30 protein-coding genes and 1 tRNA gene are annotated in these 24,350 nt (G+C 64.6%); 16 read left to right on the top strand and 15 right to left on the bottom strand.

The window, feature by feature from the left end; all coding sequences use genetic code 11:
* Positions 1-171: 171 nt before the first annotated feature.
* Together pyk and NTH_RS09385 are read right to left on the bottom strand one after the other, a co-directional pair.
* Positions 172-1,608 (bottom strand): pyruvate kinase, encoded by a 1,437-nt coding sequence (pyk, locus tag NTH_RS09390; protein WP_338529771.1) that lies wholly within the window; start codon positions 1,606-1,608, stop codon positions 172-174.
* A complete protein-coding gene (locus NTH_RS09385; protein ID WP_422392432.1) occupies positions 1,605-2,102 on the bottom strand; it encodes a DUF1036 domain-containing protein in 498 nt (165 codons plus the stop codon). The genes pyk and NTH_RS09385 overlap by 4 nt, the downstream gene beginning before the upstream one ends.
* Before the next feature lie 188 nt (positions 2,103-2,290).
* On the opposite strand from NTH_RS09385, the gene NTH_RS09380 reads away from it, so the two are divergent.
* Positions 2,291-2,599 carry a DUF1244 domain-containing protein gene (locus NTH_RS09380; RefSeq protein ID WP_338529769.1) on the top strand — a complete coding sequence of 103 codons (309 nt, stop codon included), beginning with the start codon at positions 2,291-2,293 and terminating at the stop codon, positions 2,597-2,599.
* Between the two features lie 191 nt (positions 2,600-2,790).
* Positions 2,791-3,054, top strand: a complete 264-nt coding sequence (locus tag NTH_RS09375; protein WP_265517871.1) for a DUF2312 domain-containing protein — start codon at positions 2,791-2,793, stop codon at positions 3,052-3,054.
* A 31-nt stretch (positions 3,055-3,085) separates the two neighbouring features.
* Here NTH_RS09375 and NTH_RS09370 read toward each other — a convergent pair.
* Positions 3,086-3,161 (bottom strand) — tRNA-Ala (locus NTH_RS09370).
* A gap of 133 nt (positions 3,162-3,294) precedes the next feature.
* On the opposite strand from NTH_RS09370, the gene NTH_RS09365 reads away from it, so the two are divergent.
* Both NTH_RS09365 and NTH_RS09360 read left to right on the top strand, forming a co-directional pair.
* Positions 3,295-3,585, top strand: coding sequence for a YggT family protein (locus NTH_RS09365; RefSeq protein ID WP_338529768.1), 291 nt, complete (start codon positions 3,295-3,297; stop codon positions 3,583-3,585).
* 232 nt (positions 3,586-3,817) lie between these two features.
* A complete protein-coding gene (locus NTH_RS09360; RefSeq protein ID WP_338529767.1) occupies positions 3,818-4,420 on the top strand; it encodes a hypothetical protein in 603 nt (200 codons plus the stop codon).
* 52 nt (positions 4,421-4,472) lie between these two features.
* On the opposite strand, the gene ppa is transcribed toward NTH_RS09360, so the two are convergent.
* The 5 genes from ppa to NTH_RS09335 form a co-directional block, all read right to left on the bottom strand.
* Positions 4,473-5,012 (bottom strand): inorganic diphosphatase, encoded by a 540-nt coding sequence (gene ppa / locus NTH_RS09355; protein ID WP_338529766.1) that lies wholly within the window; start codon positions 5,010-5,012, stop codon positions 4,473-4,475.
* A 122-nt stretch (positions 5,013-5,134) separates the two neighbouring features.
* On the bottom strand, positions 5,135-5,641 hold the full coding sequence (locus tag NTH_RS09350; protein ID WP_338529765.1) for a GNAT family N-acetyltransferase: 507 nt from the start codon (positions 5,639-5,641) through the stop codon (positions 5,135-5,137).
* A 221-nt stretch (positions 5,642-5,862) separates the two neighbouring features.
* A complete protein-coding gene (locus tag NTH_RS09345) occupies positions 5,863-6,495 on the bottom strand; it encodes a TPM domain-containing protein (protein ID WP_338529764.1) in 633 nt (210 codons plus the stop codon).
* Positions 6,496-6,497: 2 nt separating this feature from the next.
* Positions 6,498-7,304: a YgcG family protein gene (locus NTH_RS09340; RefSeq protein ID WP_338529763.1), complete on the bottom strand. Its 807-nt coding sequence runs from the start codon at positions 7,302-7,304 to the stop codon at positions 6,498-6,500.
* A gap of 47 nt (positions 7,305-7,351) precedes the next feature.
* Positions 7,352-7,975 (bottom strand): LemA family protein, encoded by a 624-nt coding sequence (locus tag NTH_RS09335; RefSeq protein WP_338529762.1) that lies wholly within the window; start codon positions 7,973-7,975, stop codon positions 7,352-7,354.
* Positions 7,976-8,047: 72 nt separating this feature from the next.
* Between NTH_RS09335 and NTH_RS09330 the strand changes: the two genes are divergently transcribed.
* Genes NTH_RS09330 through NTH_RS09320 form a run of 3 tightly spaced genes read left to right on the top strand, consistent with a single transcriptional unit; the run spans position 8,048 to position 9,882 of the window.
* Entirely contained in the window at positions 8,048-8,329 is a 282-nt protein-coding gene (locus tag NTH_RS09330; RefSeq protein WP_338529761.1) for a hypothetical protein, read from the top strand.
* Positions 8,326-9,192 (top strand): pyridoxal kinase PdxY, encoded by an 867-nt coding sequence (gene pdxY, locus NTH_RS09325; protein ID WP_338529760.1) that lies wholly within the window; start codon positions 8,326-8,328, stop codon positions 9,190-9,192. The genes NTH_RS09330 and pdxY overlap by 4 nt, the downstream gene beginning before the upstream one ends.
* Before the next feature lie 48 nt (positions 9,193-9,240).
* Complete coding sequence (locus NTH_RS09320) at positions 9,241-9,882, top strand: carbonic anhydrase (RefSeq protein ID WP_338529759.1); 642 nt, start codon at positions 9,241-9,243, stop codon at positions 9,880-9,882.
* A 1-nt stretch (position 9,883) separates the two neighbouring features.
* Here the strand turns inward: NTH_RS09320 and NTH_RS09315 are convergent, their stop codons facing one another.
* Together NTH_RS09315 and NTH_RS09310 are read right to left on the bottom strand one after the other, a co-directional pair.
* Positions 9,884-11,098 carry a multidrug effflux MFS transporter gene (locus tag NTH_RS09315; RefSeq protein ID WP_338529758.1) on the bottom strand — a complete coding sequence of 405 codons (1,215 nt, stop codon included), beginning with the start codon at positions 11,096-11,098 and terminating at the stop codon, positions 9,884-9,886.
* Between the two features lie 107 nt (positions 11,099-11,205).
* Complete coding sequence (locus tag NTH_RS09310; protein WP_338529757.1) at positions 11,206-11,709, bottom strand: MarR family winged helix-turn-helix transcriptional regulator; 504 nt, start codon at positions 11,707-11,709, stop codon at positions 11,206-11,208.
* A 157-nt stretch (positions 11,710-11,866) separates the two neighbouring features.
* Between NTH_RS09310 and NTH_RS09305 the strand changes: the two genes are divergently transcribed.
* The 9 genes from NTH_RS09305 to NTH_RS09265 all read left to right on the top strand — a co-directional run bounded on the left by NTH_RS09305 (position 11,867) and on the right by NTH_RS09265 (position 20,540).
* The gene (locus NTH_RS09305; protein ID WP_338529756.1) at positions 11,867-13,918 is read left to right on the top strand and encodes a M3 family metallopeptidase; all 2,052 of its coding nucleotides are present in this window, start codon (positions 11,867-11,869) and stop codon (positions 13,916-13,918) included.
* 131 nt (positions 13,919-14,049) lie between these two features.
* Positions 14,050-14,373 (top strand): ArsR/SmtB family transcription factor, encoded by a 324-nt coding sequence (locus NTH_RS09300; protein WP_338529755.1) that lies wholly within the window; start codon positions 14,050-14,052, stop codon positions 14,371-14,373.
* Positions 14,370-14,780: an SRPBCC family protein gene (locus tag NTH_RS09295; RefSeq protein WP_338529754.1), complete on the top strand. Its 411-nt coding sequence runs from the start codon at positions 14,370-14,372 to the stop codon at positions 14,778-14,780. The genes NTH_RS09300 and NTH_RS09295 overlap by 4 nt, the downstream gene beginning before the upstream one ends.
* Before the next feature lie 119 nt (positions 14,781-14,899).
* Positions 14,900-15,286: a DUF1801 domain-containing protein gene (locus tag NTH_RS09290; RefSeq protein WP_338529753.1), complete on the top strand. Its 387-nt coding sequence runs from the start codon at positions 14,900-14,902 to the stop codon at positions 15,284-15,286.
* Between the two features lie 71 nt (positions 15,287-15,357).
* A complete protein-coding gene (locus NTH_RS09285) occupies positions 15,358-15,594 on the top strand; it encodes a hypothetical protein (RefSeq protein ID WP_338529752.1) in 237 nt (78 codons plus the stop codon).
* Positions 15,591-16,058 (top strand): DUF1801 domain-containing protein, encoded by a 468-nt coding sequence (locus NTH_RS09280; RefSeq protein WP_338529751.1) that lies wholly within the window; start codon positions 15,591-15,593, stop codon positions 16,056-16,058. Before NTH_RS09285 ends, NTH_RS09280 begins: the two co-directional genes overlap by 4 nt.
* 139 nt (positions 16,059-16,197) lie before the next feature.
* Positions 16,198-17,763, top strand: a complete 1,566-nt coding sequence (locus NTH_RS09275; protein ID WP_338529750.1) for an alkaline phosphatase D family protein — start codon at positions 16,198-16,200, stop codon at positions 17,761-17,763.
* Between the two features lie 163 nt (positions 17,764-17,926).
* A complete protein-coding gene (gene typA, locus NTH_RS09270) occupies positions 17,927-19,750 on the top strand; it encodes a translational GTPase TypA (RefSeq protein ID WP_338529749.1) in 1,824 nt (607 codons plus the stop codon).
* Positions 19,751-19,928: 178 nt separating this feature from the next.
* On the top strand, positions 19,929-20,540 hold the full coding sequence (locus NTH_RS09265) for a LysE family translocator (RefSeq protein WP_338529748.1): 612 nt from the start codon (positions 19,929-19,931) through the stop codon (positions 20,538-20,540).
* A 35-nt stretch (positions 20,541-20,575) separates the two neighbouring features.
* On the opposite strand, the gene NTH_RS09260 is transcribed toward NTH_RS09265, so the two are convergent.
* From NTH_RS09260 to ccmB, 5 genes are all read right to left on the bottom strand, one after another.
* Complete coding sequence (locus tag NTH_RS09260) at positions 20,576-21,610, bottom strand: DUF2332 domain-containing protein (RefSeq protein ID WP_338529747.1); 1,035 nt, start codon at positions 21,608-21,610, stop codon at positions 20,576-20,578.
* A 223-nt stretch (positions 21,611-21,833) separates the two neighbouring features.
* The gene (locus NTH_RS09255) at positions 21,834-22,421 is read right to left on the bottom strand and encodes a DsbE family thiol:disulfide interchange protein (RefSeq protein WP_338531852.1); all 588 of its coding nucleotides are present in this window, start codon (positions 22,419-22,421) and stop codon (positions 21,834-21,836) included.
* A 29-nt stretch (positions 22,422-22,450) separates the two neighbouring features.
* On the bottom strand, positions 22,451-22,618 hold the full coding sequence (ccmD, locus tag NTH_RS09250; RefSeq protein WP_338529746.1) for a heme exporter protein CcmD: 168 nt from the start codon (positions 22,616-22,618) through the stop codon (positions 22,451-22,453).
* Positions 22,615-23,391, bottom strand: coding sequence for a heme ABC transporter permease (locus NTH_RS09245; protein WP_338529745.1), 777 nt, complete (start codon positions 23,389-23,391; stop codon positions 22,615-22,617). The genes ccmD and NTH_RS09245 overlap by 4 nt, the downstream gene beginning before the upstream one ends.
* Before the next feature lie 70 nt (positions 23,392-23,461).
* Positions 23,462-24,127: a heme exporter protein CcmB gene (gene ccmB / locus NTH_RS09240; protein WP_338529744.1), complete on the bottom strand. Its 666-nt coding sequence runs from the start codon at positions 24,125-24,127 to the stop codon at positions 23,462-23,464.
* Positions 24,128-24,350: the final 223 nt, after the last annotated feature.

Raw genomic sequence — 24,350 nt, 5'->3', positions numbered from 1 at the left:
GGAGTGGCCCGCCTGTCTGATTTCACGCCGCTGCCGGCTGGGGACCGGCTTCCGCAGGGCCTAGAGCCCAGGAAAAGTGGAAGCCGGCTTTCCGTCCGGAATTGCGTATGTTCAAATAGTTAGGTCAGTCCGGCGTTTCTGTGAAACGGTGAACTGATCCAGGGTCAGGACCTAGAGCCCGCCCAGCCCGTCCGAATCGATATAGGCGATGCGCAGCATGTTGGTCGCGCCGGGCGTGCGCAGCGGCACCCCTGCCGTGATGATGACCCGGTCGCCCGCCTTCACGAATTGTTCCTCATAGGCAATGCGGCAGGCCCGATCCACCATGTCGTCGAGGTCGCTGGCATCGGGCGAGACCACGCAATGGGTTCCCCACACGAGGCTGAGACGGCGCGCCGTCTCCACCACGGGCGACAGCGCGATGATGGGCACCATCGGCCGCTCGCGCGCCGCGCGCAGCCCGGTCGTGCCGGACGAGGTGTAGGTGATGATGGCCGAGAGCTTGAGCGTTTCGGCGATCTGCCGCGAGGCCAGCGAAATGGCGTCGGCGCCGGTCGGCTGCGGGTCGCTGCGCTGGGCATAGATGATGCCCGGATAGGTGGGATCGCGCTCCACCTGGACGGCGATGGAATCCATCGTCGCGACGGCCTCGACCGGATAGTCCCCGGCGGCCGATTCGGCCGACAGCATGACGGCGTCGGCGCCTTCGAAGACGGCCGTCGCCACGTCCGACACCTCGGCCCGCGTGGGCACCGGAGCCGCGATCATCGATTCCAGCATCTGCGTGGCCACGACAACCGGCTTGCCGGCGCGGCGGCAGGCCCGGATGATCTGCTTCTGGATGCCTGGGACGGCCTCCAGCGGCATTTCGACGCCGAGATCGCCGCGGGCAACCATCAGGGCGTCGGAAAGCTCCAGGATCTCCGGCAGGCGCTTCACGGCCTGCGGCTTTTCGATCTTGGCCATCAGCGCGGCGCGGCCCCGGGCCACCTTGCGCACGTCGGCCAGATCCTGCGGCCGCTGGATGAAGGACAGGCCGATCCAGTCGACTCCCGTCGCCAGCACGGCGTCGAGGTCCTTGCGGTCCTTTTCCGTGAGGGCGCCCAGCGGCAGGTCCGTGTCGGGCAGGCTGACGCCCTTGCGGTCGGAAATCTTGTTGCCGGCCACCACCTTGCAGCGGATCGCCCGGCCGTCGCTGCTCAATGCTTCAAGCTGCAGGCGCCCGTCGTCGATGAGCAGGCGGTGCCCCGGCTCCACGGATTTGAGAATCTCGGGGTGCGGCAGGTGCACGCGGGTGGCATTGCCCGGTTCGGGATTGTCGTCGAAGGTGAATTCCTGGCCGACTTTCAGCGCAACCTGCTTTTCGGCGAATGCGCCCACGCGCAGTTTCGGCCCCTGCAGGTCGGCGAGAATGCCTATCGGCCTGCCCGCTTCCTTCTCGACGGTCCTGATGCGGTCGACGAGGGTGCGCATCAGACCGTGATCGGCATGGCTCATATTGATGCGGAAGACGTCCGCGCCGGCCTTGTGCAGCTTGGCGATCATCTCCGGGCTCGACGAAGCCGGGCCGAGCGTGGCGAGAATCTTGACTTTTCTGCTACGCTTCATGGATCGGGTGTTCCCGTGACGGTGGCCGGACCATCGCCGGCAGTGGGGTCCGGCGTCGGACCGTCGGTCAGCTGCACCATCCAGTTCTCCTGTTCGCCTGTGTCATATTCTTGGAAGCCCGCGCGCTGAAAGCCGCGCGCAAAGCAGTCGGTCACGCCGGCAATCTTGAATTCCTTGTCGGCCACGCACATGTCGATGTCGCCTTCCCAGCGGCCGCCGCGCGCGGCATCCTCGGCGTACAGGTAGTAGTAGCGCGATTCAAGCGGGCCCTCGATGAGCGTCTTGCAGCTCGAAGCGTCGATGTGCCACCAGCCTTCGCTGATCCAGCCGGCGCGGGCGCGGTAGCCGATGGCGACGCCGACAAGATTCTGCGTAGCATTGCATACGCGGAAATCGGCCAGGGCGGGCGTCGAGCCCGCCGCATAAAACCCCGACGCGGCGGCGGCCGCGATGACGGCCTTGCGCCAGCTTATGTTCAAGCTCCCAAACCGCATTTTCAGGTACTGCTTCGACATTTCAGCATGCCATCCTTTTCGGCAATGTGCGTGCCCGTGTCAACGCGCCGCTGCGCTGAACCGTTTAGCGCGCCGGAAGCTCCATGGAGTGCCATGCAGCCATTGACCCTTCGCCGCCATGCGCCGATATGATCGGATGGACACTGTCTTGTTGGAGGCGAGGATCGATGACCCCATTGAGCGAGGAACAAAAGCGCGATCTTGAGGCGGCCGCCTTTCGCCGGTTGGTCTCCCATCTGCGCGAGCGCACGGACGTGCAGAATATCGACCTGATGAATCTGGCGGGATTTTGCCGCAACTGCCTGTCCAACTGGTATCGCGAGGCGGCGGCGGAAGCCGGCATCGCCCTCGACAAGGCGCAGTCGCGCGAGATCGTCTACGGCATGCCCTATGATGAGTGGCGGGACAAATATCAGAGGGAGGCAACTCCCGAACAGGCCGACGCCTTCCGGGAAAATCGCCCCAAAGACCATTGAAACGAGCTGGTTTTGGCCGAATCTCAGCTCATTTCGGCCCGCTTTGACGCCATTTTCGCCGGGAAAAGGCGGTCTCAGCTCATTTTTCTATCGCTTATTCGGGCTTGACCGGGGCGGGCGGCTGATGCATCGAACCGCAGTCCTTTCGCGCGCCCTGAGTCGCGCTTTTCCCACAGATTCCGGAGTTCGCCATGGCCGATGACATCACCAATGAAACCGCCCAAACCGTTGCCGCCGGACAGTTGCGGTCGTTCATCGAGCGCATCGAACGATTGGAAGAGGAAAAGCAGACGATTTCCGAGGATATCAAGGAAATCTACGCCGAAATGAAGGGCACCGGCTTCGATACCAAAGCGGTCCGCACCATCGTGCGCCTGCGCAAGAAGGATCAGGCGGAGCGACAGGAAGAAGAGGCGATGATCGACCTCTACAAGGCCGCGCTGGGGATGGCCTGAGCGGAAACGGGGCCAGGTGGAATTGTCCGGCTGGTGGAGCTGAGGGGAATCGAACCCCTGACCTCATCATTGCGAACGATGCGCTCTCCCATCTGAGCTACAGCCCCGTTCAGCCTGGATGCCGCGCATTTATTGCCAGGGGCCCATCGGTGTCAAGCGTCGCGTTTGCGGGCTTGCCGTCGCGGGCGGCAGTGGCTACATGTCGCGAAACCTTCGTTCCAGACGGCCACGGAGAACCGTATGACCGCGCTCATCCAGACCATCATCATGGCGCTCGACATTTACTGGTGGCTGATCATCGGATCCGCAATCTTTTCATGGCTCTACGCCTTCAATGTGGTCAACCCGAACAACCAGTTCGTGGGCACGATCGGCAATTTCCTGTACAAGGTCACCGAGCCTGCGCTGCGGCCGATCCGCAATGTCATGCCCGATCTCGGCGGCATAGACATCTCGCCGATCATCCTGCTTCTCCTGCTCTTCTTCGTGCGGCAGTTCATCATCACCACGGTGGCGCCGGCCATTCTCTAGAGCAGATCATCGTTTCACTGAAACGCTGATCTGCTCTATCTACTTGTTTTTGCCGCATTTTTGCGACGTCAGGTGATTCCACCTGACTGCAAAATGCTCTAGAGGATGACCGGTTTTCGCGGGTCGTCGTCTTGAACTATCCGCCCGATGGCGCATGATCCCTTCCCGAAGCCGTGTCGCATTTCGCGACCGGCTTCAAACTGCAGACCGCAACAGCGTCTCGGAGGAAGAAATGCGCCTTTTCCTGGCAGGTGTCGTCACAATAGGCATGGCTTTTGCGGCGGGCGCGGAGGAGATCGAAAGCGCCTATACCGACATCAATGCGGAAAACGATTGCACGGTGTTCGCCATGGGCCAGGACGGGGAGGACTGGAGCAATCTCGTCTGCTCCGGATACAAGGGCTATCCGGTCTTCATCTATTACAGCGATGCCCGCGAATCTCTGTTCTACGGTTTTCCGCAGCAGGGCGACCTGGCGCCTGCCTGGGAATCCTTCAGCTCTTTCAACGAGGCAGGCCCGAAGGTCGAATGGCGCATCTCGCGCGACGGCGACCGTTCCGTCCCCTTTGCCACCATCCACCGCTGGTTCGTCTCCGGTCCCGAATCGGTCGACGAGGAGACGGAGGTGCTGGTCGTCGAGAGGGTCGGGCAGATCGGCGAATGGGAGGGGTGCGCCGTCGGCTATGTGGTGGCGACGGGCAATCCCGGCGCCAATGAGAAAGCGCGCCGCATCGCCGACAATCAGGCACGCGATTTCGCCTGCGGCGCCGACCAGCCGGTGATCGACGCCGGCGATGTGCCGGTGCCCGATTTCACGCGCGCCGATAACGGATAGAGCCCGTGCGCCGGATGACGGTTCATTGAGCCGTCATCCTCAAAGCGGAAGGTCAGGCGGCGCCCGGTTTTTTGGCCCGCTCGATGGCCTCGGTGATCAGGCGGCGGGCGTCGGCGGCACCCATCCAGTCGCCGATCTTCACCCACTTGCCGGGCTCCAGATCCTTGTAGTGCTCGAAGAAGTGCTGGATCTGCTGCAGCGTGATCTCCGGCAGGTCCGTGTAGTTCTCGACCTTCTCGTAGCGGCGCGTCAGGTGCGGCGAGGGTACGGCGATGATCTTCTCGTCCTGACCGGAATTATCTTCCATGACCAGCACGCCGATCGGGCGCACATTGATGACGCAGCCGGGGATGAGCTGACGGGTGTTGCAGACCAGGACATCGATCGGGTCCCCGTCGTCGGAAAGGGTGTGCGGCACGAAGCCGTAATTGCCCGGATAGGTCATCGGTGTGTAAAGAAAGCGGTCGACGATCAGCGTCCCGGCTTCCTTGTCCATCTCGTATTTGATCGGCTGGCCGCCGACCGGGACCTCGATGATGACGTTGACGTCTTCAGGGGGATTGTCGCCAATGGAGATGGCTTCGATGCGCATGAAACTTCCCGCGAATGGTTGAAAGCTGGGGGGTGACTACCCGCTCTCGCTCCCGCAGGCAATGCGGCGTTTGGCGCAGGGGTGCATTTTTGGCCGAAGACCGGCCAGAAGACCCGATGCCGTCAGGCCCAGGCGAAGGCGATCTTGCGCAGGGCCTTGCTGTCGAAGACTTCCACGCCTTCGGCAACGTCCCTGCCGCCGGCGCCTTCGTAAAAGGCGAGCGCTCCCTCGTTCTCCTCGAGCGCCCAGACCACCAGCCCGTCGAAACCGTGGCTGCGGAGCATCTCGCGCGCGGCGGAGAAAAGCCGGGTGCCGAGGCCGATGCCCTGATATTCGGGGCTGAGGTAGAGCTCGTAAATCTCGCCCTGCTGCTTGAGCTCGCGCGCCCTGTTGCGGCCCAGAGTCGCGTAGCCGGCGACTTCCCCGCCGATTTCCACGACAAGCACCGTCGCCTTGCGCTTGATGGCGTCGGCCCACCAGCTCGTGCCGCGCCGGCCGACCATCCTGTTGAGCGCCTTGTGGGGGATGATGCCGGCATAGGCGCCACGCCAGGCCCGGTCGTGCACCGATGCAATCGCGTCGGCGTCATGAGGCTCAGCTTTTCTTATGTCGATCGCCAGTGTCTTCATGATTTGTTAACCATAGCGGCGCCGGTGGGGTGGAGGCAAGGAGAAGCGTTCCGCCGGGGTCATTTTTCGGGCGACGGTTTTTCCTCGGTGCCCGTTCAGGCGCATTCTCGATGCAGGTCGCAAGCCCTTCGAAATGCCTGATGCCGCCCCGCGGATCGCGTTCCCGCGCTCCGGCGACAGCGCCGCTCACGCAGTTTCTCAGCGGCGTCGGCAAGTCGCCGCTACAGCTCGACTACATGATCATCGAGTTCGTTGGGCTTTGTCCCGCCGGGCGGGAAGTGGGTGGCAAGCTCCGCCCCGACGAGCCCGATGGCGGCGATAATGCCGTCCGGCAGACGGCCGTTTCGCGCCGCCTCGGTCAGCCGGTCCACGGCTTCGTTCCACCGCTCCTGCGGGACGTGAGCGGCGATGCCCGCATCGGCCACCACTTCAGCGTAGTGTTCGGCCAGGGATATGAAGATGAGCACGCCGGTGCGCTGCCGCGTCGCGTGGATGTTGCGCGCCAGAAATTGCCGCAGGGCATTTTCGTGGGCCCGCCGGTATCGCAGACGAGGCGGCACGAGCAGGAGCCGCAGCCGGGGCGCCGCCAGCAGGATTGCAAGGGAGCTTGCGAGCGCGGCAAGCTGGCCGCCGACCAGCACCGCCGGCCGCAGATCGATCCACCAGTGGTGGGCCAGAAGCGCCAATGGCAGGCTGACGATCAGGATCGGTAGGGCGACGAAGAAGGCGGAAGGGTAGAAATAGTCGTCGCTGCGCCGCGCCAGGACGCAGTAGATTTCGCCGGCGGTTTGCCGCTCGGCCTCGGCGATCGCCGCCGCGATGCGGCCGTGTTCGGCTTCGGGCAATATGTTCATCGTCACCAGCTCCCCGATGCGCCGCCGCCGCCGGACGAACCGCCGCCGCCGGAAAAGCCGCCGCTGCTACTGCCGCTCGACCAGCCGCCGCCCGAGCCGCTGCGCGACCCCCCGCCCGAACTGTATCTGAAGTCCATGCCCAGCCACTTGTAACGGTTGGGGCCGATCTTCCGGCCGAAAAACGGGGGCAGGAGGGCCATCGCAAAACCGCCAAAGAAGATCACGCTCCACACCACCAGAAACAGCACGATCGGCCATACAGGTTCCTCATTATCCTGGGCAAAGCGCCGCGCGCGCGCCTCCAACTCGGCGGCGTTGCCTTCGAGCACCATGATGATGTCGTTGACGGCCTCTTCGATGCCGCCGGAGAAATTTCCGGCGCGGAAGGCGGGAACCATCGTGTTGTCTATGATCAGCTTGGCATGCAGGTCGGTCAGCGTGCCTTCCAGCCCATACCCGATCTCGATGCGCATCTTTCGGTCATCGACCGCCACGAGCAGGAGAACGCCGTTGTCCTCGCCGGCCTGGCCGAGACCCCAGCTACGGAAGAGCCGGTTGGCATAAGGCTCGATGGCTTCCCCGCCGAGGTCATGGATCGTTGCGACGACGATCTGGTCCGACGATCGCTGCTCGAAATCGGCCAGCGTCTGCACCAGCTGCCGTTCGGTCGCGTCGTCGATGATGGCGGCCTGATCGACGACGCGGCCGGTCAGCGCCGGCAGCCCGGCCGCATAGGCGCACAGCGCTGCAGCGAGCAGCAGGGCGAGGCCGGCAAGGGCGCCGCCGGCCCGGTCCAGGAGATGGCGCATGGTGGGCGTTTTCTGGAAAGGGCGCTGCGTGAAACGCAATTGCGATCCTAGCCCCCATTGCCGAAGTCGACCTTCGGCAGGCTCATGCTTTCCTCGGAGACTGTGAAGCTCGGCAAGGGCTCGGCGTCGGTGAACCAGAACTTCGCCCAAAGCATCGTGGGCAGCGTTCTCAGCGACGTGTTGTAGAGGCGCACGGCCTCGATGTAGTCGCGACGGGCAACGGCGATACGGTTCTCCGTGCCCTCGAGCTGGGCTTGTAGCGCCAGGAAGTTGTGGCTGGCCTTGAGGTCGGGGTAGTTTTCGACCACCGCCAGCAGGCGCGAAAGGGCACTGGTCAGCTGCGACTGGCTTTCCTGGAAGGCTCTGAAAGCTTCGGGGTTGTCCAGCATGTCCGGAGAAATCTGCACGCTCGTGGCCCTGGCACGGGCTTCAACCACCGCCTGGAGCACCTCGCGCTCGTGGGAGGCATAGCCCTTCACCGTTTCCACCAGGTTGGGGATGAGGTCGGCGCGGCGCTGGTACTGGTTCAAAACCTCGCTCCAGGCGGCCTTTGCCTGCTCCTCCCGGGTCGGAATGGTGTTGAACCCGCATGCCGAAAGGAGCGGCAAGAGGGCGAGCAGGATGATGGCGCCGCGCATGGAAGGCGCGGGCAGGCGCAATGACTGGATCATAGAAAAGCCCCCGGAGCGTATTCGACCGGGCGGCAGAATAGTGATATTCGCCTGATAATGGAATGGCTGGGAATGGCTGGTGTCTTCCCTGGTATTATTCGGGTGCGCTGCATGGCCGACAAGAAGCCTCGGGACAGGCGGAACGAATCGGAAGGCATCCTGGACAGGGTGAACCGCGAGGTCGAATCGCGTCCGCTGATCGACCGCACAAAGAAGCACTTCAAGGCCGACGACGCGCCCGAAGACGATTGGGCGGAACTGTGGGGGCGCAGGATCGGCCGTGTGCTGTCGGTTGTGCTGGTCATCTTGGTGATCGGCTGGATATTCTCTTTTCTCGCGGAGTCGGGTTCATGATGGACGGCAAGGCGGTCATCGTCATATCGAGCCATGTCGCGCGGGGCGCGGTAGGCAACCGCACCATCGTCTTCGCGCTGGAAAGCTGCGGCCATCCGGTTTGGGCGGTGCCGACAATCGCGCTTCCCTGGCATCCAGGCCATGGGCCGGCCACGCGCATCGTGCCGCCGGCGGAAGAATTTTCCGCCTTCATGGGCGATCTGGAGCGGGCGCCCTGGCTGGGACAGGTCGGCGCGGTCACTTCCGGCTATCTGGGGGAGGCTTCGCAGGCCGACGCCGTTGTCTCGCTCGTCGCGGCGGTCAAGAAGGCCAACCCGCGGGCGTTCTATGTCTGCGACCCGGTGATGGGCGACGCCGAGGGGCAGTATGTCGCGGAGAGCACGGCCGCTGCCGTCCGCGACCGGCTGATGCCGATCGCGGACCTGGCCACGCCCAACCGCTTCGAGCTTTCCTGGATGACCGGGCGAAAACTCGATTCGATCGCCGCCATCCGCGCCGCGGCATCGGACGCCAAGCCGCCGGCGATGCTGGTGACGTCGGCACCCGGGGAGGCGGCGGGCAGCATCGGCAACCTGCTCATGTCTGCCGGCAGCGCACTGCTTGCCGAACATCCCGCTGTCGACAACCCGCCCAAGGGGACGGGCGATCTTGTGGCGGCGCTATACGTGTCGCGGCTGCTCAAGGGCGATGGAGCCGAGGACGCGTTGCGATACGCCACGTCCGGCGTTTTCCAGGCGGTCGAGAGGGCATGCGCGCGCGGCGCCGACGAACTGACGCTGGCCGCCGATATCGACTGTATGATCCGGCCGGCAACTCAGGTCACCTTGCGCCGTCTGCAAGCGGGAATCGCGGCCGCAGGCTGACCGCCTCCCATATTGCCCGGGCAGTCGTTCCGCGCTATTCGGCTCGCCATGACACATTTGCCCGAACGCCTCCTCGCCGGCTACCGCAGCTTCATGGCCTCGCGTTATTCGGCCGAAAGCCAGCGCTACCGGGCACTGGCGCGTGACGGGCAGAAGCCCGAGACCATGGTAGTCGCCTGCTGCGATTCACGGGCCGCGCCCGAAACGATATTCGACGCCGGGCCGGGCGAGCTTTTCGTGGTGCGCAACGTGGCCAATCTGGTGCCGCCCTATGCGCCCGACGGCCGGCACCACGGTACGTCGGCTGCGCTGGAGTTTGCGGTGCAAAGCCTGAAGGTGAAGAGCATCGTGATCATGGGCCACGGCCGCTGCGGCGGCATCGGAGCGGCGCTGAACCCTACCGCCGAGCCGCTCTCGCCCGGTGATTTCATCGGCAAATGGATGGGGCTGGTCGCCCCGGCGGCGGCGGCGCTTGCCGGCAACAGCATGACCGCGGCCGAACGCCAGACGGCGCTGGAGCGCATTTCCGTCCGCTATCAGGTGGAGAACCTGCGCAGCTTCCCATGCGTGAAGATATTGGAGGACAAGGGCCGGCTGTCGCTTCACGGCGCCTGGTTCGACATCGAACGCGGCGAATTGTGGGTGATGGACCCCAAGACCGGCGATTTCGAGCGGCCTTTGCTGGACTGAGTCAGGCCGGGTTCTCCGGCACATGACGCACGGCGGTGGCGAGCGCCGGCTCCGGCAGGCGCCGCCATAGCAGCCATGCCGCGATGGCGATGGCGCCCATGGCTGGAATGATCGTGCCCATCGCGAAGACCGGGTCGCCGAGGAGCGCGGCGATGGAGCCGCCCAGCAGCCCGCTGCCCATCTGCATGAAGCCCATCAGCGACGAAGCCGACCCTGCGATGCGGGGGAAGGGGGCGAGCGAGGCCGTCATCATGGCGGGCATGACGAAGGCGATGCCGAACGCATAGCAGGCGACCGGGCCCATGACGCTCAGGAATGTCGGCGGCGCGGCGTTCAGGAACCAGGCGATGAGGACGCTGCCCACGGCGATGAAGCCGAGGCCGAAAGGCACCAGCCGGGGCGCCTTGGTGCGGCTGAGCAGGGAGCGCACCGACAGCGATCCCATGAAGAAGAAGCCCGACTGCATCAGCATGCCGACGCCGAACTCGGCCGGCGAGAGGCCGACCCGGCCCATGAGGATGAACGGCAGCACCGTCGCCTGGGTATAGAGGGCGCCGACCGTGCCGGCCACGACGAGGCTGGACATCAGGAAATAGGGGCTTGCAAGGAGCAGGCCGTAGGAATGGACAAGGCCGGCGGGGGAGATGCGGGAAAGATCGCGTACGACGGTTTCGCGCATCGCGAAATGGACCACGAGGACGATGCCGGCGCCCGCCGCCAGCATGACCAGGAAGATGGCGTGCCAGCCGAACAGCTCCATGGTGAGCCCGCCGAGGGTGGGCGCAAGGGCGGGGCCCATGGCGAGGATGATACCCATCAGGTTCATGATCCGCGCTGACTGGTCCTGGGTGAACAGGTCGCGCACGAGCGCGCGCGAGACGGCAACGCCCACCGCCGCGCCGACGCCCTGCAGAAAGCGCGCGGCGATCAGCCATTCGATGCTCGGCGCCATGACGGCGATGAGGCTCGCCACCGCATAGATGCCCATGAAGGCGAAGGTGACGGGCTTGCGGCCGAGGCCGTCCGAGAGCGGGCCGCAGATGAGCTGGGCGATGGCGAAGCCGGCGAAATAGAGCGACAGCGTCATCTTCACCGCCGCTTCGGTGGTGCCGAAGGCGCTGACGATCTCGGGCATCGCCGGCGTGTAGAGCGCCATTGAGACGGGGCCGACGGCGACCAGCATGGCGCCGATCAGGCTCACGCGGCGTTCGCTCATGATTGGCGCCGCCGCCGCTTGCCGATGCTTCATGGGATCCTGCTTTCGCCGTTTCAGGCGCGTTTGCCAGTTGGAGCGCGGTGTCGGGAGGCTCCAGCTCCCTTTGTCTATGCGTCGCGATTTCCGAAGATGGGGTCCAGTTTTCCGGCCGGTGCCGCAGCTTCCTCCGGAGCAGGGGGACCAAAATTGCTGCGGATGCGTTTGAGGGTTTGCTGCAGGGCTTCCCATTCCTCGTCGCTCATGGAGCCGCGCGCCTTCAGGCGCACTTCCTTGCCGAGCGATACGATCGCTTCCAGAACGGCCGTCGATTTGTCCGTGAGACGTATCAGCTTCGCCCTGCGGTCGGTCTCGTCGGCAAGCCGCTCGACGAGACCTTGCCGCTCCAGCCGCTCGAGATAGGCGCTGAGCGTCATGGCTTCGAGGCCCATGCGCTCGGCAAGGACGTTCTGGCGGACTTCGCCGGCGCGCGCGGCATGGACCAGCGTCCGCGCCTCGCCGGGCGTGATGCCGATGCCGGCGGCGGCGATCCGCTGGTCCATATCGCTCCTGATGAGCCGATAGAGATCGAAAATGAGAAAGCCGAAGGCTTCGGGATCGAAGGTGCCGGCCATGGATGTCCTAAATTAGTAAGCAATGTTTACTAGGTCGATTGTCCGGTGCGCAGCGTGCGCTGTCAAGTGTTGCGGCCGCGATGGCCGAAGCCTACATGACCTCTAGCTCATTCTTTCCCGATCCAGGCAGTCCGCCGGCTCTTCCACGAGGATTTCGATGAACCACGACGTATTTCCACCCGAACGATCGCCCCTGGCCGATTGGAATGGGCGCATTGGGCTACCGGAGTTCGCGCGCATCGAGGATGATGCCTTCGAACAAGGCTTCGAAGCCGGGTTCGCGGCTCACAACGCCGAGATCGACGCCATCGCGGGCAATCCCGAGACACCTTCCGTCGAGAATACGCTGATGGCGCTGGAACTTGCCGGCAAGACGCTGGAACGGGTCTCGGCGATCTTCTGGTGCAAGGCGGGGGCGCACACCAACGAGACGATCCAGCGGCTGGAGCGGGAAATCTCGCCGCGCATGGCCCGCCACTATTCGGCGATCGCCATGAACGAGGCTCTTTTCGAGCGGGTCGACAGGCTCTACCGGGAACGGGATGCGCTGAACCTCGATCCGGAGACGGCGCGGGTGCTGGAGAAATGCTGGAAGGCGTTCGTGCGCGGCGGCGCACGGCTGGATGGGGCGGGCAAGAAGCGGCTTGCCGAGATCAACGAGGCGCTTGCCGGGTTGGGCGCGAAGTTCGGGCAGAACGTGCTGGCCGACGAGAGCAAATGGGCACTGTTCCTCGGCGAAGACGATCTGGCGGGACTGCCGCAGGCCCTGCGCAGCGCCATGGCCGAGGCGGCGGAAAGCCGGGGCGAGGCGGGGCGTTTTGCCGTCACGCTTTCGCGTTCCATCGCCGAGCCGTTTCTTACCTATTCGCGGCGCCGCGACCTGCGTGAAACCGTGCTCAAGGCGTTCGTTTCGCGCGGCGCCAATGGCGGAGAGACCGACAATGCGGAGATCGTGCGCGAGACGCTGCGGCTGCGCGCGGAAAAGGCCCGCCTGCTCGGCTACGAGACCTTTGCCGCCTATAAGCTCGACGACACCATGGCCAAGACGCCCGAACGGGTGATGGCGCTTTTGGAGCCGGTGTGGAACAAGGCGCGGGAAAAGGCGGCGGCAGACGCGAAGGAACTGCAGCGGCTGGCCACTGCGGCCGGCGACAACCACGCCATCGCACCGTGGGACTGGCGCTTTTACGCCGAAAGATTGCGCTCCGAGCGTTTCGCCTTCGATGAGGGCGCGCTGGAGCCCTATCTGGCGCTGGATAATGTGATCGCGGCGGCCTTCGATGTGGCGGGCCGGCTGTTCGGCCTCACCTTCGAGGAGATCGAGGGCGTGCCGGCCTGGCACGAGGATGTGCGCGTCTTCCTGGTGAGGAACGCCGACGGCACCGAGCGCGGCGTGTTTCTCGCCGATTATTTCAACCGCCCCTCCAAGCGTTCGGGCGCGTGGATGAGCCGGCTGCAGACGGCGCACAAGCTTGGCGGCGGCCAAAGGCCGATCATCTACAATGTCATGAATTTCGCCAAGCCGCCCAAGGGCAGGCCGGCGCTGCTGTCACCGGACGACGCGCGCACCCTGTTTCACGAGTTCGGCCATGCGCTGCACGGACTTTTGAGCGAGGCGACATGGCCTTCGGTCTCCGGCACGGCGGTCTCGCGCGACTTCGTCGAGCTTCCCTCGCAGCTCTACGAGCACTGGTTCACCGTGCCCGAGGTGCTGTCGAAACATGCCCGCCATGTGGAGACGGGCGAGCCCATGCCGATGGAGCTCGTCAACAAGATGCGGGCCGCGCGCAATTTCAACGCCGGCTTTGCGACGACCGAGTTCACCGCCTCGGCGCTGGTCGACATGGCCTTCCATGCGGCGGCCGAGGCGCCGGAAGACCCGCTTGCCTTGGAGGCGGCGGAGCTGGAACGGCTGGGCGCCCCCGCCGCCATTCCCATGCGCCACCGCACGCCGCATTTCCTGCACGCGTTTTCCGGCGATGGCTATTCGGCGGGCTATTATTCCTACATGTGGTCGGAAGTGCTCGATGCAGACGCCTTCCGCGCCTTCGAGGAAGCGGGCGATCCCTTCGATGCGGAAACCGCCGCCAAGCTGCTGAAGCATGTTTATGCGGCGGGCGACACGGCAGACCCGGAAGCGCTCTACAAGGCGTTCCGCGGGAGGATGCCGAGCCCCGAGGCGATGATGGAGAAGAAGGGGCTGGCTTGAAGCCAACGCGGGCAGAAGTCCCGGCGAGCGGCCCCGGGACCTGCATCGCCGTGCCGGTCCATCGGGCGCTTGACACACACATATCCCGTCGGTTATTGGTTTGATCAATAGCCAGCGAGTTATATATCCTCATGCCGCAACCCCACGACATCCTTTTCAAGACGCTCGCCGATCCGACGCGGCGGGCGATTTTCGAGCGGCTGTGCCGTGACGGCGATCAGACGGTGGGGGCCCTGACGGCTCAGGCCGGCGTCTCGCAGCCGGCCGTCTCGAAGCATCTGGGTGTCCTGAAAAGGGCAGGGCTGGTGCGCGACCGCCATGAAGGACGACAGACGCACTACAGCGCGCAGCTGGACGCGCTTTCCCCGCTGGTCGACTGGACAAACCAGATGGGCCGGTTCTGGCAAAGCCGGTTCGACGATCTCGAAGATCTGCTCCAAAGGATGGACCAATGACCGATGCCGCGGCCGAAACGCTCTCCGTCGTTGTCGAACGGGAAGTACCCCATCCGCCGGAAAAGATCTGGCGCGCGCTCACCCAGCCGCACCTGATGGAGGAATGGCTGATGAAGAACGATTTCAAGCCGGATGTAGGCCACAGGTTCCAACTCAGCGCGGACTGGGGTTCCGTGGACGGGCGGGTCCAGACAGCCGAGCCGAACAAGACACTGTCCTACACGTGGGATACCAAGGCTCTCAGAAGCGTCATCACATGGACCCTCACGCCGACGAGCACGGGGACCCGGCTGCGCATGGAGCAAAGGGGCTTCAGGCCGGATCAGCAGCCATACTACCGGGGCGCCAAGGCCGGTTGGCCGAGATTCTTCGCGGCCCTGGAGCAGGTTCTGGAGCGCATGGACTGACATCCGCCCGCACGGCGCGGGGCAGGCGTCGATGGCGCAGCACCGGCTTGGATCATGACGATGAGTGCTTGAATCGTCATCTGACCCCGGGAACAAGAGGAACGGAAAGAGGGAACTTCATGAGCACCAGCGGGCCTCGACAGGAGAAAACTCCGTCCCAGATGATAGACGAGAGGATCCGGGAGTTGGGCGACTGGCGGGGAGAGATGCTCTCCCGGCTCCGCGCCCTCATCAAGCAGGCCGATCCCGAGGTGGTCGAGGAGTGGAAGTGGAGAGGGGTGCCGGTGTGGTATCATGACGGAATGATCTGCACCGGCGAGACCTACAAGAAGGCCGTGAAGATGACCTTTGCCAAGGGGGCCGCGCTTGAGGATCCTTCCGGCCTCTTCAATGCAAGTCTCGAGGGCAACACCAGGCGGGCGATCGACTTGCACGAAGGAGACGAGATCGACGAGGAGGCGTTGAAGGCTCTTGTCCGGGCGGCCGTGGCGCTGAACGCCGCGTAGAAGGCCGTGCGTTTATCCAGACGCACGAAGGGCGCTCGATCCGCTTCGATTCGATTTCGAAGGAGGCACCATTGAACTGGAACAGATGGATCCGGCAGATCCACCGCTGGGTGGCTATTGCCTTTACGTTGGCCGTCACCGCCAACTTCGTTGCCATGGGGCTCGGGGAACCTCCCCCCTGGCTGGTCTATTCGCCGCTGCCTCCGCTCTTCGTGCTCCTGTTCACGGGCCTTTACATGTTCGTGCTGCCGTATGCCGCCAAGCGGCGCAGCGGAGGACGAGCCACAGGAGAGGCGCGAACACGATGAACGACAAGGAGGCACCCAGGAAGCGGGCGAAGGCGACAAAGCCCGCCACCAAATCGGAACCCGGCAAGCCCGTCCTCCTCTCGGGCGGCAATCCCCAGATCGCGAAGGGCTATGGCGATGCCCCCGTGCAGGCCTATATCGCGGCGATGCCGGGCTGGAAAAGCGATGTCGGGCGCCGCCTCGACGCAATCATCACGCGCACCGTTCCCGGCGTGAGCAAGGCGGTCAAATGGAACTCACCCTTCTATGGCATTGAAGACGAGGGCTGGTTCCTCAGCTTTCACTGCTTCACGAAGTATATCAAGGTGACCTTCTTCCGCGGCACGTCGCTGCGGCCTGTGCCGCCCGGAAAGTCCAAACACCCGGAAGTGCGCTATCTCGACATTTACGAGGGTCAGCTCGACGAAGAGCAGTTCGCCGATTGGGTGAAGCAAGCCAGCCAGCTGCCGGGCGAACGAATGTGACGGTCGCCGGCGCCACCTTTGGCACGGCAATCGCCCTCCGTCACGCAAGTTTCAAAAGCCTGTCACGCAACCGATAATCGCCTGCCACAGTGGCCAACGACATTGCATCCCTCGCCACCAGATCATGAGGGAGACTGTCATGAAGCCTTTTGCAGTGCGTACCCGCCGCCAATTCCTGACGAGCGGCAGCGCCGCCGTTCTTTCGGTCGCCGCCGGCCTTGCCATGCCGGCCATCTCGCGTGCGTCATCACGCCCGCAGTTCACACACGGCGTCCAGTCGGGCGACGTGGACACCAGTTCCGGCATGATCTGGACGCGGACGGACAGGCCGGCGCGGGTGCAGTTCGAGGTGGCGACGACCGAGAGCTTGGCGGACGCGCGCAGGCTGCCACCGCTCGACGCGCTGCCGGAGAGCGATTTCGCGGTCAAGCGGCTCCTGACCGAGCTGACCCCCGACCAGGAGGTTTTCTATCGCATGACGGCCTACGACCTCAGCGACGTCAATGCGGGTTCCGAGCCTATTATCGGCCGGTTCAGGACGGCGCCGGCGGGCCGACGCAATATCCGTTTCGCCTGGTCGGGGGATACGGCCGGCCAGGGCTGGGGCATCGACGAGACGGGGATGAAGACCTATGCCACGATGGCCGGGCATCAGCCGGATTTCTTCCTGCATTCGGGCGACACGATCTATGCGGATGGCCCCATGGAAGACGAGGTGAGGCTGAAGGACGGCAGCGTGTGGAAGAACGCCGTCCTCATCGACGAGAAGCGCAAGGTGGCCGAGACGCTGGACGAGTTTCGCGGCCAGTGGAAATACAACATGATGGACGAGCATGTGCGCGCGCTGAATGCCGTGTGCCCGACCTTGTTCCAGTGGGACGACCACGAGGTGGTCAACAACTGGTCGGCTTCCAAGGATCTTTCGCAGGATGACCGCTATACGGAGAAATCCGTACCGCTGCTGACGGCCCGCGCGGCGCGCGCCTTCCACGAGATGACGCCGATCCGCTTCACGCCGGCCGAGCCCGGCCGCGTCTACCGCAAGATCTCCTACGGGCCGCTGCTCGATGTCTTCTTCCTCGATCTGCGCTCCTATCGCGGCGCGAATACCGATACGCCGCAGCGGGAAATGAGCGAGGAAGCCCGCATCATAGGCGAGGAGCAGGTGAAGTGGCTGAAGCGGGAGCTGGCCAATTCCCGGGCAACCTGGAAGGTTATCGCTTCGGACATGCCGATAGGCCTCGTGGTGCCGGACGGCGACAGGATCGAAGGCATCGCCGACCGCGGCGCCGGCCAGCCCGGCGGGCGGGAGATTGAAATCGCCGACCTTCTTCGCTACATAAAGAACGCGGGCATCGACAACACAGTCTGGTTCACGGCCGACGTTCACTACACGGCGGCGCACTACTACAATCCCGACAAAGCGGCCTTCCAGGACTTCAAGCCTTTCTGGGAGTTCGTTTCGGGCCCGCTGCACGCCGGCACCTTCGGCCCCAACGACCTCGACGGCACTTTCGGGCCCGAACTGAAATATGTGAAGGCGCCGAGCGAGGAGCAGGGCGCGAACCTGCCGCCATCGGCCGGTTTCCAATTCTTCGGGCTGGCCGACATCGAAGCGAACAGCGAGCAGATGACGGTGCGGCTGATGGATCGCGACAACAATGAGCTCTATAAGGTAACCCTCGATCCGGTGCGCTCGGCTTAAGCCACCGTTCGACCATCCCGCTGCGGCAAGCGTCCGCCTCGCCGCAGCGGAATTCCAAACAACCGCTAAGCCCTTTCGCATCTGCGAAAAAAGCTGTATGAGCGCGGCCAACGAAACTTGGCCGCGTTTTGTTCGCTGGCCAGCCTGATTCCAAAGAGAACCTATGAACCTGCGCAATATTGCGATCATCGCCCACGTTGACCATGGGAAGACCACGCTCGTCGACGAGCTGATGAAACAGTCCGGCTCGTTCCGCGAGAACCAGCGCGTCGCCGAACGCGCCATGGATTCGACCGATCTGGAAAAGGAACGCGGCATCACCATTCTGGCCAAGGCGACCTCGGTCGACTGGAAGGATACCCGCATCAACATCGTCGATACGCCCGGCCACGCCGATTTTGGCGGCGAGGTGGAGCGCATCCTGTCGATGGTGGATAGCGCCATCGTGCTGGTCGATGCCGCCGAAGGCCCCATGCCGCAGACGAAATTCGTCGTCGGCAAGGCGCTGAAGGTCGGGCTGAAGCCCATCGTCGTCATAAACAAGATCGACCGCCCCGACGCGCGCCATGTCGAGGTGGTCAACGAGGTGTTCGACCTTTTCGCCGCGCTGGACGCGACCGACGAGCAGCTCGATTTCCCGATCCTCTACGGCTCCGGCCGGGACGGCTGGGTTTCGGAAAATCCCGAGGGGCCGAAGGACCAGGGCCTGGCGCCGCTGTTCGATCTGGTGATCAAGCATGTGCCGGCGCCGACGGTCCATCCCGGCCCGTTCCGCATGATCGGCACGATCCTGGAAGCCAATCCGTTTCTCGGGCGGATCATCACGGGCCGCGTCGAATCCGGCTCCGTCAAGCCGAACCAGGCGGTGAAGGTGCTGCATCATGACGGCACGCTGCTGGAGACCGGCCGCGTTTCGAAGATCCTGGCCTTCCGCGGACTGGAGCGTCAGCCGATCGACGAGGCGCAGGCGGGCGACATCGTCGCCATTGCCGGCCTTTCGAAGGGCACGGTCGCCGACACGTTCTGCGATCCGTCGGTGAGCGAGCCGCTCAGCGCGCAGCCGATCGATCCGCCGACGGTGACCATGTCCTTCATCGTCAACGATTCGCCGCTGGCCGGTACCGAGGGCGACAAGGTGACGAGCCGCGTCATCCGCGACCGTCTCCTGAAGGAGGCCGAGGGCAATGTCGCGCTGAAGATCGAGGAAGCCGACGACAAGGATTCCTTCTACGTCTCGGGCCGCGGCGAGTTGCAACTGGCGGTGCTGATCGAGACGATGCGGCGCGAGGGCTTCGAACTGGCCGTTTCGCGCCCGCGCGTGGTCATGCACAAGGATGACAGCGGCCAGCTTCTGGAGCCCATCGAGGAAGTGGTCATCGACGTCGACGAAGAGCATGCGGGCGTCGTCGTGCAGAAGATGTCGGAGCGCAAGGCCGAGATGGTGGAGCTGAAGCCTTCGGGCGGCAACCGCCAGAGGCTGGTCTTCCATGCGCCGACGCGTGGCCTGATCGGCTATCAGTCGGAGCTTCTGACCGATACGCGCGGCACGGCGGTGATGAACCGCCTGTTCCACGAGTACCAGCCCTACAAGGGCGAATTGCCGGGCCGGGTGAACGGCGTGCTGATTTCAAACGACAGCGGCGAGGCGGTCGCCTACGCGCTGTTCAACCTGGAAGACCGCGGGCCGATGGTCATCGACGCCGGCACCAAGGTCTATCAGGGTATGATCATCGGCATCCACTCCCGCGACAACGACCTGGAAGTGAACGTGCTCAAGGGCAAGAAGCTGACCAACGTCCGGGCTTCGGGCAAGGACGACGCCGTCAAGCTCACCCCGCCGATCCGCATGACGCTGGAGCGGGCGCTTTCGTGGATCCAGGACGACGAGCTGGTGGAGGTGACGCCCAAGTCCATCCGCCTGCGCAAGCTCTATCTCGATCCGAACGAGCGCAAGCGCTTCGAAAAGCAGCGGGCGGGGGCCGCGTAAGCGGAACAGAAACGCCGCCGGCTTGACAGTGTGCAGCCATCAGGCACACTGCCGCCTCCCTGGGCCGTGACGACCTTCATCGAATCGTCGTCACGACCCGGGTCCCAGTTTTGGCATGATCTTTCACGAAAACCGGAATACACTTTTCGGGATCATGTTTTGATGCGGAGGCGGCCCGTTGGACCCGGCATTCCTGCTTACGGCCCTGGTGGTCGTGCTCATTCCCGGGACAGGCGTGATCTATACGCTTGCCATCGCACTGGGGCGCGGCGGCGGGGCTTCGGTTTCGGCGGCCTTCGGCTGCACGCTCGGCATCCTGCCGCACATAGCGGCGGCGATCCTCGGCCTTGCGGCGCTGTTGCATGCCAGCGCCGTGCTCTTCCAGGCGGTCAAGTTCGCCGGCGTGCTCTACCTACTATGGATGGCCTGGGGCGCACTCAGGGAAAAGGGCCTCCTCGAGGCTGCGCCGGACCGCGCGCAGGTGCCGCACTGGAAGATCATCCGCCGCGGCTTCCTGATCAATATCCTCAATCCCAAGCTGTCGATCTTCTTCCTGGCCTTCCTGCCGCAGTTCGTGCCGGTAGACGCGGCCGTTCCGGCCGTCGCCATGGGCTGGCTCGGCTTCGTCTTCATGGCGATGACATTCGTCATCTTCATCGCCTACGGGCAGATGGCAGCTCTCGTGCGCGGCAGGGTGCTGAGCAGCCCGGCCGTCATGAAGTGGCTGCGCCGCAGCTTCGCCGCCGCCTTCGCGGCGCTCGGGCTCAGACTGGCGTTCTCGGCGCGGTGAACGGGAGGCGAGGGTAACCGTTCCATAGCGCCCGACTAACGCTCGATCCATTCGATCCAGCGGCCATGATAGTTGCAGTGGGCAAGGTCGCGCGCTGCGCCGCCCGGCCAAAGGTTCAAGCGCAGCGTGGCATAGGGAGCGCCGCTGGCAACGGGCTCCATGCGCAGCCAAGCAATGGGTGCCGCGCCAGGGAGGTTTCCCGCGGTGTCGAGGCATTTCTCGATGCGCCTCTGCGTGGCTTCAGGCACATATTGCCACATGATCGAATGGAAAAGCACGAAGGCCGATGAAGGGTCGCGCCGGGCGAGCATCTTCTCGACGAAATCCGCAGCGTCCGAAGTTTCCACGGGCGGCGGATCCTGGGTGGCCAGCGCCAAAGCGGCGTCAAGGCGGTCAAGCCGCTCCGTCTGATCGGCCCAGATATAGGATCTGAGGCGCAGGCGCTCCTCCGCGTCCGCAATATCGATCGGCGCCGTATCGCAGCCGCGACGATCCGAGATGTCGAGAAAGCCTCCGAGCGGGGGGCCTTTTCCTCGTATCTCGGGCGCAAGCCTCACCGGCGCGGCTTCGTCGCCCCAGCACGTCTTGCCGTAGCGGTAGTGAAAGCGGTCGAGCATCAGGTTAAGGCCGGCGCTCGCCCCGATCTCGCACAGCTGGATCGGCATGGCCGTTTCCCGCCCGACCGCCAGCAGGCCCGGCAACAGCATGGCCGAGCGGCCGATCTCATTAGTCTGCGGCGGCCTTTTTAGAAACTCGACCAGAAAGGCGAGCTCATTGAGGGTGGCGGCGACGATGGCACGGGCCAACTCTTCGTCGTTGGTCACATTGGGCGGATAGCTCGCGGCCAGTGCGGGAGCCCGGTCCGAAAGTACGAGCGCATGCAATCCGCCGCAGAAACGCAGTGCGAGAGCATCGGCCCCGGCGTTCCCGCCCCACCCGGTCACGATGCCGCCCACCTCCGCCGTCTGATCCAGCAAGGAGGGCAGAAGCCTGCACAGGCGCGCCGTGAAAGGCGATCCGAGTTCATCACAGGCCTTGGCCTGCCTCAGGAAGTGTTGGCGGATACTCATCCGTTCCCTCATGCGCGGCGCAGCATATCCGGCGCGGGGGCGAGGGACAATCTGCCTGGTTCTGCGCAGTTTCCGGACGAAGACCGGTTCCCACTTTTCCAGGACCTGCGCTACAGCATCGGCCCGGAAATCGGAATCGATTTTCGGAAAGCACGATGCGTAGATTCAAAGTGTCAGAGCGTCCTTCGTGCGTCCAAATGGACAACCTCATGAAAGCTCACATCTAGGCCGGCGCGTCCTTGAGCGCCTTGTCGATCTCCGGCATCAGCTCGCGTTGGATGCTCTGCGGCGTGAAGGGGCCTACGTGCTTATAGCGGATGGTGCCGTCGGGGCCGACGAGGAAGGTTTCGGGCACGCCGTAGACGCCCCATTCGATGGCGGCGCGGCCGTTGCGGTCGACGCCTATCGCCTCATATGGATTGCCGAGTTCGCCCAGGAAGCGGCGGGCATTCTCGGGTCTGTCCTTGTAGTTCAGGCCCACGAGCCGGACCCTGTCGTCCCTGGCAAGTTCCATGAGCAGCGGGTGTTCCTGTCGGCAGGGACCGCACCAGGAGCCCCACACATTGACCAGGGACACCTTGCCCAGGAAGTCGGCCGGCTCCAGGCCGGGCAGGGCCAGGCCTTCCAGGGGCGGCAGGCTCGTCTGCGGGGCTTGCTCGCCGATCAGTGCGGAAGGCACCACGGCGGTGTCGCGGCCGGAAAGGAGCTGCATCAGGAAGACGGCCGACAACGCCAGAAAGGCCAACAGCGGCAGGATCACGAAGATCCTGCGCAGCGGATGGCCCGCCTCCGTCCGTTCCTTGCCCGACACTGCTTTGCCGTGCCCCCTCGGTGCTTCGCTCACGACCCGGCATCCGTGCGTTGGGCGCGGCGGCGTATGCCGCGCGCTTCCAGTTCCTTCAGCTCGCGCCTGCGGGCGCGCTGATCGAGCAGGATCCACAGCGCCAGCCCGGCAATAGCGAGCGCGGAGCCGAGATATGCGGCGGTGACATAGGCGAGATGGCTCATCCGGCGCGTGCCCCGGCTGGCCGCAGATCTGCCGCGCGGGCGGAAAGCCGGCGCATGGCCGCAACGCGGCGGCGCCAGATTTCGGCGCGCATGCCCATGAGATGCAGCGTCAGGAAAAGCAGCGTGAAACCGAGGGCGCAGACGAGGAGCGGCCATAGAAGGCTGGCGTGGATCGTCGGCCCGTCGAGGCGGAACACGGAGGCCGGCTGGTGCAGCGTGTTCCACCAATCGACCGAAAACTTGATGATCGGGATATTGATGAAGCCGACCAGCGTGAGGATCGCGGCCGCGCGGGCGGAACGGGCCGGATCGTCCATGGCGCGAGTCAGCGCGACGATGCCGAGATACATCAGGAAAAGCACAAAGACCGACGTCAGCCGCGCATCCCACACCCACCATGTGCCCCACATGGGCTTGCCCCAGACGGAGCCGGTGAACAGCGCCAGCGCGGTGAAGACGGCGCCGATGGGCGCGGCCGCTTTCAGCGAGACGTCGGCCAGCGGGTGCTTCCACACGAGGGTCCCGAGCGCCGAGGCCGCCATCAGCGAATAGCAGAGCATGGCGATCCACGCGAACGGGACATGGATGTACATGATGCGAACCGTGATGCCCTGCTGATAATCCTCGGGCGCGGCAAAAGCGAGATAGAGTCCGACGGCCAGTATCCCCAGCGAAACGGCGCCCAGCCATGGCACCAGACGGTCGGCCAGCGACAGAAAGCGGGTGGGATTGGCCAGCGCCGTCAGGCTTGAAGGTTTCGGGGGCTCGTTCATGACCGGTAGATAGCGCTGCTTGGCCTCGTTCGCAATTCGTCCTGTTGCCGCAAAGTGCCGCTCCGCCCCGTCAGTCGCCGCTCCAGCGCAGGGCCAAGGCGGCGGCCAGGGGGCCGATTACGCCAAAGAAGAGCGTAAGCGCGGCGAGAATGAGGAAGGCCGGCAGAAAAGGGTCCGGATCGGCAACGGCCCCGCGCACGGCCGACACGCCGAAAATCAGCACCGGTACCGTCAGCGGCAGGACCAGCACCGAGACCAGGAGGCCGCCGCGCGGGAGCGAGACGGCGAGCGCCGCACCGACGGCGCCGATGAAGGGAATGGCCGGCGTGCCCACCAGAAGGGTCAGCGTGGCGGCCCCTATTCCGAGCGGCGGGACATTCATGAAAAGGCCGAGCAATGGAGAGACGGCGACCAGCGGCAATATATTGGCCGTCCAGTGGGCCAGGCATTTGACGAAGACGGTGACTGCAAGCATGTGGCGGCGGTCCGACGCAATGAGCAGGTCGAGCGAGCCGTCCTCGCGGTCGGCCTGGAACAGGCGCTCGAGGCCGAGCAGGCTTGCCAGCAGCGCGCCGATCCACAGGATCGCCGGGCCGATCCGCGCCAGAAGGTTGAGATCGGGGCCGATGCCGAAGGGGATGACGGCGATGACGGCGAGGAAGAACAGGATGCCGGTCAGGGCACCGCTTCCGGCGCGTACGCCGAGGCGCGTTTCGCGAAGGTAGAGGGCTAGCATGGGGCGGGGCATCCCTTGCTCCGGGAATGTCGGTGCCCCTTCGCACCCCCCTCTGCCCTACCGGGCATCTCCCCCTCAAGGGGGGAGATTACGCCGACCGCATGCTCCGGCGCCTCTTTTGCGACGTCGGAGATTGGCGAAAGCAGGGGTGGCAGCTGATCTACCCCCTTGAGGGGGAGATGCCCGGCCCATTCGACGAGCCCAGGATAGAGGGGGGCGTGAG

It is taken from the genome of Nitratireductor thuwali, assembly GCF_036621415.1.
GTDB lineage: Bacteria > Pseudomonadota > Alphaproteobacteria > Rhizobiales > Rhizobiaceae > Chelativorans > Chelativorans thuwali.
Note: the sequence above shows the minus strand (reverse complement) of the source record. Positions and strands in the feature narration are given on the sequence as shown.

Excerpts from the sequence above, each read along its gene's own strand:
- NTH_RS09305 (WP_338529756.1), top strand. The coding sequence starts at position 11,867 with ATGAACCACGACGTATTTCCACCCGAACGATCGCCCCTGGCCGATTGG.
- NTH_RS09360 (WP_338529767.1), top strand. The coding sequence starts at position 3,818 with ATGCGCCTTTTCCTGGCAGGTGTCGTCACAATAGGCATGGCTTTTGCG.
- NTH_RS09295 (WP_338529754.1), top strand. The coding sequence starts at position 14,370 with ATGACCGATGCCGCGGCCGAAACGCTCTCCGTCGTTGTCGAACGGGAA.
- NTH_RS09280 (WP_338529751.1), top strand. The coding sequence starts at position 15,591 with ATGAACGACAAGGAGGCACCCAGGAAGCGGGCGAAGGCGACAAAGCCC.
- NTH_RS09300 (WP_338529755.1), top strand. The coding sequence starts at position 14,050 with ATGCCGCAACCCCACGACATCCTTTTCAAGACGCTCGCCGATCCGACG.
- NTH_RS09385 (WP_422392432.1), bottom strand. The coding sequence starts at position 2,102 with ATGCGGTTTGGGAGCTTGAACATAAGCTGGCGCAAGGCCGTCATCGCG.
- NTH_RS09320 (WP_338529759.1), top strand. The coding sequence starts at position 9,241 with ATGACACATTTGCCCGAACGCCTCCTCGCCGGCTACCGCAGCTTCATG.
- ppa (WP_338529766.1), bottom strand. The coding sequence starts at position 5,012 with ATGCGCATCGAAGCCATCTCCATTGGCGACAATCCCCCTGAAGACGTC.
- NTH_RS09340 (WP_338529763.1), bottom strand. The coding sequence starts at position 7,304 with ATGCGCCATCTCCTGGACCGGGCCGGCGGCGCCCTTGCCGGCCTCGCC.
- NTH_RS09380 (WP_338529769.1), top strand. The coding sequence starts at position 2,291 with ATGACCCCATTGAGCGAGGAACAAAAGCGCGATCTTGAGGCGGCCGCC.
- pdxY (WP_338529760.1), top strand. The coding sequence starts at position 8,326 with ATGATGGACGGCAAGGCGGTCATCGTCATATCGAGCCATGTCGCGCGG.
- NTH_RS09350 (WP_338529765.1), bottom strand. The coding sequence starts at position 5,641 with ATGAAGACACTGGCGATCGACATAAGAAAAGCTGAGCCTCATGACGCC.
- NTH_RS09365 (WP_338529768.1), top strand. The coding sequence starts at position 3,295 with ATGACCGCGCTCATCCAGACCATCATCATGGCGCTCGACATTTACTGG.
- NTH_RS09290 (WP_338529753.1), top strand. The coding sequence starts at position 14,900 with ATGAGCACCAGCGGGCCTCGACAGGAGAAAACTCCGTCCCAGATGATA.
- NTH_RS09245 (WP_338529745.1), bottom strand. The coding sequence starts at position 23,391 with ATGAACGAGCCCCCGAAACCTTCAAGCCTGACGGCGCTGGCCAATCCC.
- NTH_RS09345 (WP_338529764.1), bottom strand. The coding sequence starts at position 6,495 with ATGAACATATTGCCCGAAGCCGAACACGGCCGCATCGCGGCGGCGATC.
- NTH_RS09315 (WP_338529758.1), bottom strand. The coding sequence starts at position 11,098 with ATGAGCGAACGCCGCGTGAGCCTGATCGGCGCCATGCTGGTCGCCGTC.
- ccmD (WP_338529746.1), bottom strand. The coding sequence starts at position 22,618 with ATGAGCCATCTCGCCTATGTCACCGCCGCATATCTCGGCTCCGCGCTC.
- NTH_RS09330 (WP_338529761.1), top strand. The coding sequence starts at position 8,048 with ATGGCTGGTGTCTTCCCTGGTATTATTCGGGTGCGCTGCATGGCCGAC.
- NTH_RS09310 (WP_338529757.1), bottom strand. The coding sequence starts at position 11,709 with ATGGCCGGCACCTTCGATCCCGAAGCCTTCGGCTTTCTCATTTTCGAT.
- typA (WP_338529749.1), top strand. The coding sequence starts at position 17,927 with ATGAACCTGCGCAATATTGCGATCATCGCCCACGTTGACCATGGGAAG.
- NTH_RS09260 (WP_338529747.1), bottom strand. The coding sequence starts at position 21,610 with ATGAGTATCCGCCAACACTTCCTGAGGCAGGCCAAGGCCTGTGATGAA.
- pyk (WP_338529771.1), bottom strand. The coding sequence starts at position 1,608 with ATGAAGCGTAGCAGAAAAGTCAAGATTCTCGCCACGCTCGGCCCGGCT.
- ccmB (WP_338529744.1), bottom strand. The coding sequence starts at position 24,127 with ATGCTAGCCCTCTACCTTCGCGAAACGCGCCTCGGCGTACGCGCCGGA.
- NTH_RS09275 (WP_338529750.1), top strand. The coding sequence starts at position 16,198 with ATGAAGCCTTTTGCAGTGCGTACCCGCCGCCAATTCCTGACGAGCGGC.
- NTH_RS09375 (WP_265517871.1), top strand. The coding sequence starts at position 2,791 with ATGGCCGATGACATCACCAATGAAACCGCCCAAACCGTTGCCGCCGGA.
- NTH_RS09335 (WP_338529762.1), bottom strand. The coding sequence starts at position 7,975 with ATGATCCAGTCATTGCGCCTGCCCGCGCCTTCCATGCGCGGCGCCATC.